The following is a 13,627-nucleotide window of genomic DNA, read 5'->3' on the forward strand; positions in this document are numbered from 1 at the left end:
GGCTCGACGTTTCCCGATCAGGACAGAGTCATCAGGTCGGAACGCTCGAAGTTGCGCAGCTCGTCTTCACGACCGTCGCGGATCTTGGCGACCCACTGAGGATCGGCCAGCAGTGCGCGGCCGACGGCGACCAGGTCGAACTCCTCGTTCTCCAGACGGCGCAGCAGACCGTCCAGCGAGGCGGGCTTTGAACCCTCGCCGCCGAAGGCCGCGATGAACTCGCCGTCCAGGCCGACGGACCCGACGGTGATCGTGGGCTTGCCTATCAACTTCTTGGTCCAGCCGGCGAAGTTCAGGTCCGAGCCTTCGAATTCCGGCTCCCAGAAGCGGCGCTGAGAGCAGTGGAAGACATCGACGCCGGCGTCCGACAACGGAGTCAGCCACTCGACCATCTGTTCCGGCGTCTCGGCGATGCGGGCCGTGTAATCCTGAAGCTTCCACTGCGACAGGCGCAGGATGACGGGGATGTCGTCGCCGACGCCTTCACGCACCGCTTTCACGACCTCGGCGCCGAAGCGGGCACGGTCCGCGATGGTCGGTCCGCCCCAGCGGTCCTCGCGCGCATTCAGGCCGCCCCAGAAGAACTGATCGATCAGATAGCCGTGGGCGCCGTGGATTTCGACGGCGTCGAAGCCGAGGTCGCGAGCCGCGCGGGCCGACCGGCCGAAAGCGGCGATGGTGTCGGCGACATCTTCCTCCGTCATCGGCTCCAGCTTGGTCTTGCCCGGCATGGTCATGCCCGACGGGCTATCCACCTTGCCCAGCGGCGCCCAGTCATCGCCGCGTCCGCGCGCCGAGCCCACGTGCCAGATCTGCGGCGCGATCAGACCGCCAGCGGCATGAACCTCTTGCACCACGGACTTCCATTCCGGCAGCGCTTCGCCGTGGAAAACCGGAACATTGGCGTCGTTGCGCGCCGCCGGACGCTCGACGACCGTGCCTTCGGTCACGATCAGGCCCACCCCGCCCTCGGCGCGACGGCGATAATAGGCGGCGACGTCGGAGGTCGGGATGCCATTCGGCGAGAAGGACCGCGTCATGGGCGCCATGACGATGCGGTTGGGCAGGGTCAGCCCTTTGATCGTGAAGGGGCTGAACAGGGCGTCGAGGCTCATCGTATCTCCTTGGGTATCTGTAGCACCCAAGGTGGCGAACAGGGTTGCGTTTGAAAACCCCTTGCCTCGGCTTTTTCTAAAGCCCGAGCGCCGCCGAGACGCGCGCGGCTATTTCGGCGAAGCGGCCGGCGATAGCACCCTGCGGATCGGTTGCGACAGGCGGTCGTCCGGCATCGCCGCCCTCTCGGAAGGCGGCGTCCAGCGGCAAGGCGCCCAAAAACGGGATGGATAAGCGCTCGGCCTCGGCTTTGGCTCCGCCTTCACCAAAGACTGGCCCGCTCATGTTCTCGATCAGGCCAAACGTCGGGACATTGACGCGCTGGAACAAGGTGTGGGCACGTCGCGCATCGGCCAGAGCGACTTCCTGCGGCGTCGACACGATCACCGCCCCATCCAGCGGCGTCTTTTGGATCAGGGTCAGCTGGACGTCGCCCGTGCCCGGCGGCAGATCGACCACCAGCACGTCCAGCGGCGCATCAGCCGTTCCCCAACGCGTCTGTGTCAGCATCTGCGTGATGGCCTGCGACGCCATCGGTCCACGCCAGATCATGGCGTCGTCCTTCTTGGTCAAAAGGCCAACCGACATAGCCTTCAGCCCGTGGGCGACGTGCGGCACGATGGCGCCGTCCTCGTAGGCGGGCTGACCACTGATGCCCAGCATGGTTGGTAACGAGGGCCCATACACATCGGCGTCGAGAATGCCGACCGAAAGCCCGCGCGCCGAAAGCGCAGCGGCCAAATTTACGGCGACGGTGGACTTGCCGACACCGCCCTTGCCGCTGGCGACGGCCAGCACGCGGCGGACATGAGCCGGGCGCTCGGTCGGGACGGGCGCCTTGGCGCGGCCCTGATCGACCGCCGCCTTTGACAGGCCCGCCGTGCGCGGCGCAGCAGGCTTGGTCTCGGCGGTCAGAATGACCGAGACGCGCGCCATGCCGGGAATGGCCTTCAGTGCAGCCTCCGCCGCGTCACGAACCGGTGCGTAGGCGGCCGCTTGGGTGTGATCCACTTCCAGAGCAAACCCCGCGCGATCCTCAGCCACGACCAGACCCTGAACCAGACCGGCGGCGACCAACCCCAGGCCGGAAAGAGGATCGATGACGGCGTCGAGTGCGGCGATGACGGCGGTGCGTTCGACCAAGGCGGTCTCCAGAAGACTTGCGGGCAATGATGCGCGCGTTCTATCGCCGTCGAACCCATCCCGCGAGCCACGATTTGTCCCAACCGTCCCCAATCACCCTGATCGCCGGCCCGACCGCCTCGGGCAAGTCGGCGCTGGCGCTGAAGATGGCGCGCGAAACGGGCGCGGTGATCATCAACGCCGACAGCCAACAGCTTTACGCCGACCTGCGCATGCTGACAGCCCGCCCTTCGGCGCAGGATGAAGCCCAGGCCGATCATCTACTGTATGGGGTCGCCGACGCCGCCGACGCCTGGTCGGTCGGACGCTGGAGCCGCGCGGTAATGGCGTTGCTCGACGACCTCCGCGATCAAGGCCGGCCGGCCATTTTGGTGGGGGGGACCGGCCTTTATTTCACCAGCCTGACACGCGGCCTGGCCGATATTCCTGCGGTGCCGAGCGCGGTGCGCGATCAGATGGATGCCGACTACACGGCGCTCGGCGAGTCAGGTTTCCGCCGGCGCCTGGCCCAGATCGATCCCGAGGCGGCGCAAGCCATCGAACAGGGAGACCGCCAGCGACTGGTGCGGGCCATGAGCGTCTTCATCGCCAGCGGCCGCGCGTTAAGCGTCTGGAGGGCCGACACCCAGCCCTTGTTGGCGCCGGATTCATGGACCGGATGGGTCAGGGAGCCTGAGCGCCAGCAACTCTATGCAAACTGCGACCAGCGCGTGGACCTGATGATCGATCAGGGAGCGATAGACGAAGTCCAAGCCCTCATGGACCGTGGATTGAACCCCGCCCTGCCCGCCATGAAGGCGGTCGGGGTCAGAGAACTGGCCGCCTACCTATCCGGCGATCTGGCCCGCGACGACGCGATCGCCGCCCTGAAACAAGCCACCCGCAACTACGCCAAGCGTCAGTTGACGTGGTTCCGAAACCAGACGCCGGAGTGGCGCCGCGCCTGAGTGCAATCCGGCGCTTGGAATGCCTCACGGCTGCGCCTATATTCGTCTGGTCCGGTTTCGGCCGGACTATAGCGATAAACGCGCTTGTAATAAGCGGACCGGACCCGGGTGCGATTCCCGGCGGCTCCACCAACTTTCTCCCCGCGTTATCGGCGGAGGCAGCATGGGGCCGACTAGCATCGACGGACGTGTAAAGAGGATTGCTTTCGCTCGTCCTGGCCCACCGTATCGGGCCATTTTCTAACTGCGAACGATAACTTCGCTGGAGAAGTCGCTCTCGCCGCGTAATGCGGTTCGAGTGATTTCGAATCTTAAGTCCTAGGGGTTCAGATCCTTGGGCGGGGCCCGTCGGGGGGCCTGGCAACAGAACCCCCGGCACTTTCCAAAAGATGATCGGGAGCTTGGCGCCAAAATCCCGGCGCTTTACCTTCATGACACCTTTCGCCTACGGCCCTGCGCCGCTATCAGTCGCGCTCTGATGTGAGGTGACGATGAGCGACCAGGCCCCTCCGGTCGATGAGATGCGGTACGAACAGCTGGCGCAGGAAGCCCTGCGCGGCGTCATGCGCGCCGCGCTGGAACGCGTGCTGGCCGAGGGCCTGCCCGGCGCCCACCACTTCTACATTACCTTCAAGACGCGCGCCGTCGGCGTCAGCGTGGCCCCCGACATTCTGGCGAAATATCCAGAAGAGATGACGGTCGTTCTGCAGCACCAGTACGACGACCTGCGCGTCGAGCCTGAGCGTTTCTCGGTCAAGCTGCGCTTCGGCGGCATGCCCAAGAGCCTGGTCATCCCCTATTCCGCGATCACGCGCTTCTACGATCCCAGCGTCCAATTCTTGCTGCAGTTCGAAGACCCGCAGCTTCTGGACGAGGTCGAAGACGAGCCGACCCCGCCCCAGGACATGCCGCCGATTTCGGACGGCCCCAAGGTCGTTTCGCTGGACCAGTTCCGCAAGAAATAGCCGCCGTCAGTCCTTGCGTGGATAGGAGCGGATCAGGATCCGCTCTTTTTCGCCTTCGCGTCTTTCGACCAGCAGCCGCGCGACCTGGGCGTCGTCGTGGAACAGATAGCCCTTGATGGAATCGAGCAAAGCCTTGGCCAGGTTGTCGAGGTCCATCCAGGGCGGCTCGCCGACATGCTCCATGCGGATTTCTACGACATGGTCGCCCCATGATGGTCTGGCTCCGCGCCATTCCTTGCGCATGAACTCATAGACCAGCGGCTTGTAGTATTTGGCCTGGGTCGTCAGGCCGTCGATAACGAGCTCGACCGCATCGCCATCCTCGCGCGCCCTTACCTTGCCGGTCCCGATCCAGCCCGCGGTCACGGTCGCATCGACTTTATGCAGACGGCGGGCGCAGCATCCAGCAAGCGCGCAGAGCGGATCGTTACGGGCGGCGTAAGCTGCTCCTCAGAATTCGCGGGCATCCGCTGGATTCTGCGCGCGACATCCAGCCCTTCGACCACAGCGCCGAAAGCGGCGAAGCCCTGACCGTCAGGATTCCGCCCTCCGCCAAAGTCCAGGCTCGGCGTATCTTGTGTGACGATGAAGAAACTGGATGTAGCGCTGTCCGGTCCGTCCCGCGCCATGGACACCGCGCCGGCCGTATGACGCAGGCCAGTGTCTCGTGTCCGTTCGAGAATGATCGGCGGCCGCGAGGCGTCGTCGCTGCCGCGTGGCGTCGCCGCCTGGACTACGTCGATGGGATAGCGGCTGGCGGTATTGGTATCGCGGTTGACCGTTCGGAAGAACGTGCCCCCATCATAATCACCCGTCACGACGTAGCTGATGAAGTTGCATGTCGTAATCGGCGCAGCGGCTGCATCCAGCGCCAATACGATCGTGCCGGCTGTCGTGTCGAGCGCAACGCGGGTCATTCTGGGTTCAGGCTGAACAGTCGCGCAGCCCACCAACGTCGACAGCGCCGCCACGGCGATCAACCCTCGTCTCATATCCGCGCTCTTCTTGCCCTGCATGGCTCTCGTGCTACACCGCCGCGCAACCCATCGCCACGCCTGAGAGACGAGATTTACGCGCATGAGCAACGTCCGCACAGAGACCGACACCTTCGGCCCGATCGAAGTCGCCGCCGATCGCTACTGGGGCGCTCAGGCGCAGCGGTCGCTCGGAAACTTCAAGATCGGCTGGGAGAAGCAGCCCCTGCCGGTCGTGCGCGCCCTGGGCATCGTCAAGCGTGCGGCCGCCGAGACCAACCGCGACTTGGGCAAGCTGGATCCGGCTCTGGCCGACGCCATCATCAAGGCCGCCAATGAGGTTATCGAAGGCAAGCTGAACGACCACTTTCCGCTGGTGGTCTGGCAGACGGGTTCGGGCACCCAATCGAACATGAACGCCAATGAGGTGATCTCGAATCGCGCGATCGAGATTCTGGGCGGCGAGATGGGCTCGAAGAAGCCGGTCCACCCCAACGATCACGTCAACATGAGCCAGTCGTCCAACGACACCTATCCCACCGCCATGCACGTCGCCTGCGCCGAACAGGTGGTCAACGACCTGATCCCGGCCTTGAAACATCTGCACGCCGCGCTGGACGCCAAGGCCAAGGCCTGGGGCCACATCATCAAGATCGGCCGCACCCATACCCAGGACGCCACGCCTCTGACGCTGGGCCAAGAGTTCGGCGGCTATGCGCAACAGGTCGAGAACGGCATCAAGCGCATCGAACAGACCCTGCCGGCCCTGATGGAACTGGCGCAGGGCGGCACCGCCGTCGGCACCGGTCTGAACGCGCCCATCGGCTTCGCCGAGAAGGTTGCGGCCCAGATCGCCGAGATCACCGGCCTGCCCTTCACCACGGCCCCGAACAAGTTCGAGGCCCTGGCCGCCCACGACGCCATGGTCTTCAGCCACGGCGCCATCAACACGGTCGCCGCCAGCCTGTTCAAAATCGCCAACGACATCCGCTTCCTGGGCTCCGGCCCGCGTTCGGGTCTGGGCGAATTGGCGCTGCCGGAAAACGAGCCAGGCTCGTCGATCATGCCGGGCAAGGTCAATCCGACCCAATGCGAAGCCCTGACCCAGGTCTGCGTCCAGGTGTTCGGCAACAACGCCGCCCTAACCTTCGCGGGATCGCAAGGCCATTTCGAGCTGAACGTCTACAACCCCGTGATGGCCTACAACTTCCTGCAGTCGGTGCGCCTGGTCGCCGACGCGGCCATCAGCTTCACCGACAACTGCGTCGTCGGCATCGAGGCGCGCGAGGACAATATTGCGCGCGGCCTGAACAACTCGCTGATGCTGGTCACCGCTCTGAACGGCAAGCTGGGCTATGATCTGTGCGCCAAGATCGCCAAGACCGCGCACAAGAACGGCACCACGTTGCGCGAAGAGGCTGTCGGCGGCGGCTATCTGACGGACGCGGAGTTCGATGAAGCCGTGCGGCCGGAGAAGATGATCTCGCCGGGCTGACCCCATCCAAGATCGATATTTGTGAAACGCCGACGTCGTCTGACGTCGGCGTTTTCGTTTGGGTCAGGCCTTGTCGCGGATGGTGCGTCCGACCGGCGCCAGCGCCAACTTGGCCAGTTCGAGATCCTTCAGCGCAAACGGAATGCCGATGATGGAGACGAACTCCGCCACGGCGATGAGCAGGTGCGTCAGGGCGATGTACCAGCCGGCCACGACGAACCAGACGACGTTCAAAACGACGCCGACGCAGCCTGCGACGGGATGCGTGTCCTGCCACACGATCTCGCGGCCGAAGGGCCAGAACGAATAGCTGGCGATGCGCCACGCCGCGAACGTCCACGGCAGGCCGACGACGGTCAGCGCGAGGATCGCGCCGCCCAGTAGCCACAGCAGCCCGGAAATCCAGCCGCCGAAGATGAGCCAGAGGATATTCAGGATCAGGCGCATCAAAACAGGCTCCCCTGTCGCCCAATGCGACATACCTCAAATAAGCAAAAGACCCCGCTTGTGCAGCGGGGCCTTCATTAAATCGGCGTCAGATCGGCCTTAGTGCGGCTTCTCGGTCCAGCGCGCCTTGGCGTCGTCTTGGGTCAGGCTCAGATGGACGTGCTTGTCGTCAACCCGTTCGACCCAGCTGACCGGGATCATGTGGTGCTTGAAGCCGCCGGCGAAATCCAGCTTCGCCAGTTCGATCTGGTCGCCCAGGACGTGATCGACCCGGCCCACGTGACCGCCGTCCGAGCCCACGACTTCGAGGTGTTCCTTGATGAGCGAAACGTCAACCATGTGTATCTCCAGCAGTTTGGTTTGTCCTGCCGATGAGAACACACCCGGCCTGCGACGGTTTCAAACGGCGACGCTTGTTCATCGCCTTGATGACAGGATTGCCAAGGACGCGGTAGAAGCCGGCGTTCACACGGAACCGGAACTCAAGATATGCGGCGGATTGGATCAGGCCTGTTCGGCGTCCTCATGGCCTTGGCCCTTTCGGCGTGTGGAACGCTGGATCGCCCGACCGGCCCCCTCCGCATCACCGACGGCACGCTCGTCAAGGCGGAAGACCCTCGCATCCGCGCCAGCGACAGCGCGCGCCTACAAGCCTTCACCCAGGAAATCGGTCAGCGACTTCGGCCTGACAAACCGACGTCGATCCTGGCGCTGTCCGGCGGCGGCGCAAACGGGGCCTACGGCGCCGGGGTTCTGGTCGGTTGGACCGAACAGGGCGATCGCCCCGCGTTCGATGTCGTCACCGGCGTCAGCACGGGGGCGCTTGCCGCTCCGTTCGCCTTTCTTGGATCGGATTGGGACGACGAACTTCAGCACGCCTACACCAGCGGCGCCGCCAGCAATTTGCTGAGCTGGCGCAGTTTCGCCGCCTTCCTGAACCCGAGCCTGTTCTCGTCACAGGTCCTGCGCAATCTGGTTGATGACAACGTCACCCCTGAACTGATGCAGGCCGTCGCGCGCGAGCACGCCAAGGGCCGACGCCTGCTGGTGGCGACGACCGATCTGGACAGCGAGGAAACCGTCATCTGGGACATGGGTCTCTTGGCGACCCAGGGCGACGAGAACGCCCGCGAGCTGTTCAAGGAGGTGCTGGTCGCCTCGGCCAGCATTCCCGGCGTCTTTCCTCCGGTTCTGATCGCCGGGCTTCAGGACGACGACAAGGTGGTTCTGGAAATGCACGTCGATGGCGGCGTCAACACGCCGTTCCTGGCTATTCCTGAAGACCTGATGCTCTGGACCCGCCCAAAGGACGAAGGCCGCGTCGGCGCCCTCTATGTGATCGTCAACGGCCAGGTCGGCCGCAACGACGGCGTTACGCCCGGCCGCCTGTCGGGGATCCTGGCGCGGACCTATGACAGCATGAGCAAGTCGTCGCTGCGCATCCATTTGGCGGTGACGGCGGCGTTCGCGCGGCGCAATGGGCTGGACATGGCGCTGTCGGCCATTCCAGACAATGTCGCCGCCTCCAGCCTGAAGTTCGATCAGGAGACCATGACGGCCATGTTCGAACTGGGGCGTCAGCGCGGACGCGGCGCCGACGCCTGGACCCGGCTGGGCGAGCGCCCGGCGGACCAGCCCTTCATCCCCCAGACGACGATTTCGGAGTCTCAGGTGCCGGCTGTGCTGGCGCCAGAGCCCTCGGCCAAGCCGCCGGCCGATGCGCCCCCCGCCGAAAAGCCCAAGGCGTAGTCATGGGCGAGATCATCAATCTAAACCGAGCGCGAAAGACCCGCGCCAAGGCTGAAGACAAGGCGTTGGCCGCCGCCAACCGCTTGGCCCATGGACGCTCCAAGGCCGAGAAGACCCTGTCCGCTCTTGAGCGTCAGCGCGCCCAGAAGCAGCTGGACGGTCAGAAGCTGGAGCCGAAATCCGACGACTGACGGCTCAGGCCTTGGGCGCGCGAATCAGCATGACCTGCCCCGCCAGCACAAGCGCCAGGCCGATCACGGCGCTCGAGCCGAAACGCGCGCCCTCGAACAGCACCGACACCAGCATGGCGATGGGCGGCGTCAGAGCCGAGATGTAGCTGGCCAGGGCATAGCCGCGTTGGCGCGCGATGGTGAAGTACAAGCCGAACGCGATCACCGACCCGAACAGCGAGAGATAAAGCAGCGACAGGACATAGTCCGGCGTCGGCTCGATCTGCCACGTCACGCCGGTCGCCATGCCGTACAGCGCCAACATGGCTGTGCCATAAGCCATCGCCCAGGACGTGGCGGCCATGACGGGCGCGCCCGCCTGCTGTCCCTTCCAGGCGAACCAGTTGCCGAGCGCCGAAGCCAGTACAGCGGTTAGCGCGAAAAGGACGCCCAGCTCCGGATTGAGCCCAGCGCCGGCCGCAGTGATCTGGCCGTAGGACAAGACCCCGACGCCCATGACGCCCAGTACTGCGCCGATCCACGCCGCTGGTGCCGCCTTCTGTCCACCCAGCAGCCGAAATAGGATCAGGTTCACAAAGGCCAGGGCGGCGAAGATCACCGCGACCACAGCCGACGCCACCTGCCCTTCTGCGGCATAGACGAAGCCATAGCTGACCGCGAAGACGAAGGCGCCCTGTCCGATGGCGGCCAGATGCTGGCTGCGCGTCAGACGCAGCGGCCGTCGCGTCACGGCGCAGAAGGCGAACAGCACCGCCGACGCCAGACCAAACCGCCAGACGATGGAGACGATGGAATCAACCGGCCCCAGCTGCAGGGTGATCGCGTACCAGGTCGTGCCCCAGATCAGGGCGCAGATGGTGATCGCAGCGATCGCAAAGGGGCGGCTCAAAGGTTGATCTCCGACGGTGGACGGCCCGCATAACACGCCGTGACGCCACGCGCCCTCACGTCTTGCGCCTGAGTGTGACACACTGGGCGCCTCGAAGGAGATCGCCATGCGAAACGCCCCCCTGATCCTGCCTGCCGCTCTGGTCTTGGCGGCCTGCGCCGCCACGCCGGACGTGACGACCGGAACGACGATGGTGAACGTAACGGCCACCTATCGCGAACGGATCATGCTGCCGCCCGGCCATGTCCTGACCGTCAGGGTTGAGGATGTCAGTCTGGCCGACGCGCCCGCCAAGGTTCTCGCCGAAACACGAGAGCCGCTGACTGGCGCCCCGCCCTATCGCGTCACCCTTGGCTTTCCCACGTCTCAGATCGATCCACGCCACACCTATGCCGCGCGCGCCGAGATCCGCGACGCGGCCGGCGCCCTGGTCTTCGTCACAGACACCCACCACGCGATCCTGACGAACGGCGCCCCCGCCTCGGCCGAGATCGTGCTGAAGTCCGCGCGTTGAGCAGCCTCAGCAAACGTTCGGTCGCCCTCGCCGGCCATGCCACGTCGGTGGCGTTGGAGCCGGAGTTCTGGGCCGTGTTGGACCGGATCGCGGCTGCCCGCAGCCTTAGCAAGGCTCAGCTTCTGGCCGAAATCGACGCCGGTCGCGGCCGACGTCCCCTCGCCTCCGCCTGTCGCCTGCTGGCGCTGGACTGGGTGGCGGATCATGGACGTCAAACGTGAACGCCCCCTGGAGAATCGGCTAGTCGCTGCCGCCGTGCCTGCCATGGTCGTCTATCGCTTCCGATCGACTGATCAACTGCACCTCATCTGAAGGGGCGTCGCCCATTTCGACGACCGCCACCCAGATCGCCATGATGGCGAACATCGAGGTCATGCCCAAGGCAAAGGCGATCCAGCCCGCCCGCCCGTTCGGCTTGCGGCGCGTCGGCCTTGGCTGGTGATCGTCGTGCTGCATTGCAGCTAGGAACCGACCCTCGCCCGCACGGTTCCGAGCTTTCGTCATGCGCGGCCCTGACATTGCCGCGCGGTCCCCTTATGTTCCGGTTCGATTCTGACTGACGGATATTTTTGCGCCTGTGACTGATCTTCCCGCCCCCCGCATTTCCGACCTCGCGCGCGCTCGTGCGCCCGAGGGCGAGGCGCCGCGCGATTATCTGAAGGGGCTGAATCCGGAGCAGCGCGAGGCGGTCGAGACGACCGAGGGGCCGGTGCTGGTGCTTGCCGGCGCCGGCACGGGCAAGACCCGCGTCCTCACGACACGACTGGCGCACATTCTGGCGACAGGCCGGGCAAAGCCGTGGGAGCTGCTGGCCGTCACCTTCACCAACAAGGCCGCGCGCGAAATGCGCGAGCGCATCACGCATCTGATCGGCCCCTCCGCCGAAGGTTTGCGCTGGCTGGGCACCTTCCACTCCATCGCCGCCCAGATCCTGCGTCGCCACGCCGAACTGGTCGGTCTGAAATCCAGCTTCACCATCCTGGACACCGACGACCAGGAAAGAGTTCTGAAACAGCTGCTGGAAGCGGCCAACATCGACACCAAACGCTGGACGCCCAAGTCGCTGTCCGGCCTGATCGATCACTGGAAGAACCGCGGTTGGACGCCGGACAAGCTGCCACCGGGCGAGGACTTCGCCAACGGCAAGGGTCAGGGTCTGTACGCCGCCTATCAGGCGCGCTTGCGCAGCCTGAACGCCTGCGACTTCGGCGATCTGCTGCTGCACAACATCACTATCCTGTCGCAGCATGCGGACCTGGCTGAGGAATATCGCCGTCGGTTCCGCTACATCCTAGTGGACGAATACCAGGACACCAACGTCGCCCAGTATCTGTGGCTGCGGCTGCTGACGGCCTCGACAGGCAACGTCTGCTGCGTCGGCGACGATGATCAGTCGATCTACGGCTGGCGCGGGGCCGAGGTGGACAACATCCTGCGCTTCGAACGCGATTTCCCTGGCGCCAAGATCGTCAAGCTGGAGCGGAACTATCGCTCGACCAGTCATATCCTGGGGGCGGCGTCCGGCCTGATCGCGGCCAACCGCGACCGGCTGGGCAAGACCCTGTGGACCGAGGACGACAGCGGCGACAAGGTGCGCGTGCGCGGGGTCTGGGACGGTGAGGCCGAGGCCCGGCTGATCGCCGACGAGATCGAGACCGCGCGGCGTCCCCATGCCGGCGAACCCGGCCTGAAATACAAGGACATGGCCATTCTGGTTCGCGCCTCGTTCCAGATGCGCGCCTTCGAGGAACGGCTGGTCATGCTGGCCATCCCCTACACCGTCATCGGCGGCCCGCGCTTCTTCGAGCGCGCCGAGATCCGCGATGCCCACGCCTATCTGCGCCTGATCCTGTCGGAAGACGACGACCTCGCCTTCGAAAGGATCGTCAATGTGCCCAAACGCGGCATCGGCGACACCAGCGTGCAGAAAATCCTGCAACTGGCCCGCCAACACGACCTGTCGGCCCTGACCGCCGTGCGGGGCCTGATCAATACCGACGAGCTTCAGGCCCGCACCCGCACCGCCCTGTCCAACTTCGTGCGCGACATCGACCGCTGGCGCCAACTGTCCGAGACCACGCCCCACTGGCAGGTCATGGAGACGGTGCTGGAGGAGAGCGGATATACCGACATGCAGAAGGCCGACCGCACCAGCGGCCAAACCCGCCTGGAGAACCTGAAGGAACTGACCCAGTCGATGCAGCAGTTCGAGACGCTGCAAGCCTATCTGGAGCACGTCTCTCTGGTGATGGATCTGGAGCGCGCGACCAGCGACGATCCCAACGGCGACGGGGCGGTGCAGATCATGACCCTGCACGGCGCCAAGGGACTGGAGTTTCCGCTGGTCTTCCTGCCCGGCTGGGAGGAAGGCGTCTTCCCCAGCCAGCGCAGCATCGACGAAAAGGGCGAAAAGGGTCTCGAGGAGGAACGCCGTCTGGCCTACGTCGGCGTCACACGCGCCAAGCAGGACGCCCGCATCTCCTTCGCCGCCAACCGGCTGGTCTATGGACGCTGGACCTCCCAACTGCCCAGTCGGTTTGTCGACGAACTGCCCATCGCCCACGTCGATCCCCAATCCGACACAGGCTATTACGGCGCTTCGACCGGCATGAAGGAGGCCAAGAGCCGCTGGGACGACGCGCCATCCTTTGGCAGCGGTTATTCCTCCCCCGGCTGGAAACGCGCCCAATCCTTCACCGCCGCCCAGACCCCAGCCAAGATCCCGGCGCGCAAGGCCGTCATCGAAGGCGACGGCCGACTGATCGCCACCGCCGACCCCAAATCCAGCTCAGGCTGGAAAAAGGGTGAACGCGTCTTCCACCAGAAGTTCGGCTACGGCAACGTGCGTGTCATCGAAGGCAACAAGCTGCTGGTCGAGTTCGAAAAGGCCGGGGAAAAGCGCGTGATCGACAGCTTTGTCGAGAAGGCCTAACCCGGCACCCTAACGCAATGAATGGAGCCAAAGATGGCGGGCCTCAAGGACAAGCGCGGCTTCATCGACAAGGATCGTATTGATCTGTCGGAACGTCAGTCGGTCGAATACTGGATGAAACGCTGGGGCGTGACCAAGGACCAGATCACCGCCGCGCACCGCAAGGTTGGGCGCATGACCAAGGATATCGCAGCGGAATTGGGCAAGAAGCGCTGACGCCGCCTTCCTGAAACGAGAAACGGCCCCGGAGCACTCCGAGGCCGTTTCC

General features: G+C 64.9%; 17 protein-coding genes and 1 other RNA gene. 10 read left to right on the plus strand and 8 right to left on the minus strand.

The window, feature by feature from the left end; genetic code table 11:
• Positions 1-17: 17 nt before the first annotated feature.
• Entirely contained in the window at positions 18-1,115 is a 1,098-nt protein-coding gene (locus AC3WRC_RS09430; protein ID WP_492303666.1) for an NADH:flavin oxidoreductase, read from the minus strand.
• Positions 1,116-1,191: 76 nt separating this feature from the next.
• Positions 1,192-2,256, minus strand: a complete 1,065-nt coding sequence (locus tag AC3WRC_RS09435) for an Mrp/NBP35 family ATP-binding protein (protein ID WP_492303667.1) — start codon at positions 2,254-2,256, stop codon at positions 1,192-1,194.
• 74 nt (positions 2,257-2,330) lie between these two features.
• Between AC3WRC_RS09435 and miaA the strand changes: the two genes are divergently transcribed.
• From miaA to AC3WRC_RS09450, 3 genes are all read left to right on the plus strand, one after another.
• Positions 2,331-3,203, plus strand: a complete 873-nt coding sequence (gene miaA, locus AC3WRC_RS09440; protein ID WP_492303668.1) for a tRNA (adenosine(37)-N6)-dimethylallyltransferase MiaA — start codon at positions 2,331-2,333, stop codon at positions 3,201-3,203.
• Between the two features lie 10 nt (positions 3,204-3,213).
• Positions 3,214-3,583, plus strand: a transfer-messenger RNA (tmRNA) gene (ssrA, locus tag AC3WRC_RS09445).
• A gap of 111 nt (positions 3,584-3,694) precedes the next feature.
• Positions 3,695-4,168, plus strand: a complete 474-nt coding sequence (locus tag AC3WRC_RS09450) for an SspB family protein (RefSeq protein ID WP_017504863.1) — start codon at positions 3,695-3,697, stop codon at positions 4,166-4,168.
• Between the two features lie 6 nt (positions 4,169-4,174).
• On the opposite strand, the gene AC3WRC_RS09455 is transcribed toward AC3WRC_RS09450, so the two are convergent.
• A complete protein-coding gene (locus AC3WRC_RS09455) occupies positions 4,175-4,555 on the minus strand; it encodes a RusA family crossover junction endodeoxyribonuclease (RefSeq protein WP_492303795.1) in 381 nt (126 codons plus the stop codon).
• Complete coding sequence (locus tag AC3WRC_RS09460; RefSeq protein WP_492303669.1) at positions 4,531-5,184, minus strand: peptidylprolyl isomerase; 654 nt, start codon at positions 5,182-5,184, stop codon at positions 4,531-4,533. Before AC3WRC_RS09460 ends, AC3WRC_RS09455 begins: the two co-directional genes overlap by 25 nt.
• Positions 5,185-5,245: 61 nt before the next feature.
• On the opposite strand from AC3WRC_RS09460, the gene fumC reads away from it, so the two are divergent.
• Positions 5,246-6,637: a class II fumarate hydratase gene (gene fumC / locus AC3WRC_RS09465; protein WP_091746677.1), complete on the plus strand. Its 1,392-nt coding sequence runs from the start codon at positions 5,246-5,248 to the stop codon at positions 6,635-6,637.
• Between the two features lie 63 nt (positions 6,638-6,700).
• Here the strand turns inward: fumC and AC3WRC_RS09470 are convergent, their stop codons facing one another.
• Together AC3WRC_RS09470 and AC3WRC_RS09475 are read right to left on the minus strand one after the other, a co-directional pair.
• Positions 6,701-7,087 carry a YccF domain-containing protein gene (locus AC3WRC_RS09470; RefSeq protein ID WP_066551433.1) on the minus strand — a complete coding sequence of 129 codons (387 nt, stop codon included), beginning with the start codon at positions 7,085-7,087 and terminating at the stop codon, positions 6,701-6,703.
• Positions 7,088-7,183: 96 nt separating this feature from the next.
• Complete coding sequence (locus tag AC3WRC_RS09475) at positions 7,184-7,423, minus strand: DUF2171 domain-containing protein (RefSeq protein ID WP_039243689.1); 240 nt, start codon at positions 7,421-7,423, stop codon at positions 7,184-7,186.
• Positions 7,424-7,573: 150 nt separating this feature from the next.
• Here AC3WRC_RS09475 and AC3WRC_RS09480 point away from each other — a divergent pair, with 150 nt between their 5' ends.
• Together AC3WRC_RS09480 and AC3WRC_RS09485 are read left to right on the plus strand one after the other, a co-directional pair.
• Complete coding sequence (locus AC3WRC_RS09480; RefSeq protein WP_492303670.1) at positions 7,574-8,833, plus strand: patatin-like phospholipase family protein; 1,260 nt, start codon at positions 7,574-7,576, stop codon at positions 8,831-8,833.
• A gap of 2 nt (positions 8,834-8,835) precedes the next feature.
• Complete coding sequence (locus tag AC3WRC_RS09485; protein WP_055753746.1) at positions 8,836-9,024, plus strand: DUF4169 family protein; 189 nt, start codon at positions 8,836-8,838, stop codon at positions 9,022-9,024.
• Positions 9,025-9,028: 4 nt separating this feature from the next.
• Here the strand turns inward: AC3WRC_RS09485 and AC3WRC_RS09490 are convergent, their stop codons facing one another.
• Positions 9,029-9,913, minus strand: a complete 885-nt coding sequence (locus AC3WRC_RS09490; RefSeq protein WP_492303671.1) for a DMT family transporter — start codon at positions 9,911-9,913, stop codon at positions 9,029-9,031.
• A gap of 106 nt (positions 9,914-10,019) precedes the next feature.
• Between AC3WRC_RS09490 and AC3WRC_RS09495 the strand changes: the two genes are divergently transcribed.
• Together AC3WRC_RS09495 and AC3WRC_RS09500 are read left to right on the plus strand one after the other, a co-directional pair.
• Positions 10,020-10,427 (plus strand): YbaY family lipoprotein, encoded by a 408-nt coding sequence (locus tag AC3WRC_RS09495; RefSeq protein WP_492303672.1) that lies wholly within the window; start codon positions 10,020-10,022, stop codon positions 10,425-10,427.
• Positions 10,424-10,648, plus strand: coding sequence for a ribbon-helix-helix domain-containing protein (locus AC3WRC_RS09500; RefSeq protein ID WP_199059749.1), 225 nt, complete (start codon positions 10,424-10,426; stop codon positions 10,646-10,648). Before AC3WRC_RS09495 ends, AC3WRC_RS09500 begins: the two co-directional genes overlap by 4 nt.
• Positions 10,649-10,667: 19 nt before the next feature.
• Here the strand turns inward: AC3WRC_RS09500 and AC3WRC_RS09505 are convergent, their stop codons facing one another.
• On the minus strand, positions 10,668-10,931 hold the full coding sequence (locus tag AC3WRC_RS09505; RefSeq protein ID WP_492303673.1) for a hypothetical protein: 264 nt from the start codon (positions 10,929-10,931) through the stop codon (positions 10,668-10,670).
• Positions 10,932-10,983: 52 nt separating this feature from the next.
• Between AC3WRC_RS09505 and AC3WRC_RS09510 the strand changes: the two genes are divergently transcribed.
• Entirely contained in the window at positions 10,984-13,359 is a 2,376-nt protein-coding gene (locus AC3WRC_RS09510) for an ATP-dependent helicase (protein WP_165118681.1), read from the plus strand.
• Between the two features lie 33 nt (positions 13,360-13,392).
• On the plus strand, positions 13,393-13,575 hold the full coding sequence (locus tag AC3WRC_RS09515) for a DUF3606 domain-containing protein (protein WP_055753752.1): 183 nt from the start codon (positions 13,393-13,395) through the stop codon (positions 13,573-13,575).
• The last annotated feature ends 52 nt before the right edge of the window (positions 13,576-13,627 follow it).

The sequence above is a fragment of the Brevundimonas sp. EU05-FHT14B07 genome (assembly GCF_058790795.1).